The organism is Serratia sp. LTN-2, assembly GCF_059740205.1.
On sequence record NZ_JCAXDO010000067.1, the window covers coordinates 1 to 1,124 of the forward strand.

The 1,124-nt window shown below is 54.2% G+C and carries 2 protein-coding genes; both read left to right on the forward strand.

Going from position 1 to position 1,124, the window contains the following annotated elements; genetic code table 11:
* Positions 1-480 (forward strand): hypothetical protein (locus AC6BYQ_RS28350; protein ID WP_498057915.1); only part of this gene is annotated, 480 nt, incomplete at its 5' end.
* On the forward strand, positions 477-824 hold the full coding sequence (locus AC6BYQ_RS28355; RefSeq protein ID WP_498057916.1) for a hypothetical protein: 348 nt from the start codon (positions 477-479) through the stop codon (positions 822-824). The genes AC6BYQ_RS28350 and AC6BYQ_RS28355, both read left to right, overlap by 4 nt.
* Positions 825-1,124 lie beyond the last annotated feature (300 nt).

Consider the following 1,124-nt stretch of genomic DNA (forward strand, 5'->3'; position numbering starts at 1 on the left):
AGTCTCCGCCCCTTTCCTTCCTCCCTTCGCCGTTGCTCCTTTGCCCTTTGCCGCGAGAGAACTCACCAGGGAGATGGCCAGCCATCACCACAGGAGAAAACCAGGATGCACACACAAAACGTCAACGTCAAAACCGCCGCTCCCGAATCTTCCAGGAAGATAGGGGGAAAAACACAAACTGAGTCCAGTAGCTTCGTTGTGGAAACCATCGGGCAGAGTGAAACAGCCTCAGTGCTTACGTTTGAACAATTCTGGGATCTGTATTCATGGGTCGTCAGTGAATCACGAGCTGATGTGAAGCCTGTAAATTTTGTCGCACCGGCTGACAGTGTCGAACTGATTTATATCGATCCGGAAGTCCCGGATTACTTCTCAGTATGGTTACTGGATGGTTACCCGGTTGCCGCAGCTGCAATGCTGGAAAATTTCTCACGCGTATTACCTTCTTTCGTGAATATCTTCGCTGGAGACAAATCATGATGCAAACAACGGTGACACATAAAACAACGCTCCTGCGCACTGATGGCTTTGTACGCAATATTCACTCACGTAATCCGTTCGACGTCATTCGTGCTGATGTGGTTCTGGCTCGTATGGAAAAGCGGGCTGGTAAAACATGCGGCGCGTACTACGAAATCTATGATGTCACTTTGCTGGGAATGGCGCTGGACTACCTGGCTAAATTACCACTTAAAGACCGCCCGGTATTCATGGGCACAGCGTCGATGCGCGGCTTATTTCTGACGTGGGCTGAGGAAGAACGTGCGAAGGCGGCATACGACGATTTAATGACCGAAATGGCCATTGAGGCGGGTGAGATTTAGCCCCTGATACAGTATTCGGTCCAGCCCTGGTGGCATTCATCAGGGCAACCGCACAAACCCTCTTTCCCCTTCGGGGAAACGGGGAGGGCGAAAGCGCCTCCGGCGCTCCTGCCTTTCCCCGTTGCAGTGGTTCTCTCCTCATCGTCGATCATAACCGGCGTCCTGCTGGTTAACTTTCTCAGCTGCAGCTCCGTGGCCATAACCCAAAAAACGGGCAGGGCGATGGCCCCCTTCGGCTCCCGGCCAGCGCTGCTGTCCGGTCGTCGAGCCCCACTCCGCCAGGGCGGCCGCTGCGCACCC